Origin of the sequence: Extibacter sp. GGCC_0201 (assembly GCF_017566055.1) — a bacterium.
Lineage (GTDB): Bacteria > Bacillota > Clostridia > Lachnospirales > Lachnospiraceae > Extibacter.
Window position 1 is genome coordinate 1 of record NZ_JABFCH010000156.1, and the last position, 224, is coordinate 224.

General features: G+C 48.2%; 1 protein-coding gene. It reads left to right on the forward strand.

Going from position 1 to position 224, the window contains the following annotated elements:
* The coding region (locus HJV72_RS19090; RefSeq protein ID WP_208073452.1) for a threonine/serine exporter family protein at positions 1-224 on the forward strand (224 nt) is incomplete at both ends.

The window sequence follows — 224 nt, forward strand, 5'->3', positions numbered from 1 at the left end:
GAGTAGAGTCAGTCCCGTATCCGCCGCTACTTGCCTTTTTTATTCCATTGGTGGTAGCAGTTGGATTTACCATCTCCTTTGGAGGTTCTCTATACGATGTTCTGGCAACGCTGATTGTGGGACTTCTTCTTTCCAGTGTGATGGCTGGGGCAAAGGTCATTGGGATCGATGGCTTGATTCTTGATATTGCGACGTCATTTGGCGTAGGACTGATGGCAGTTGTG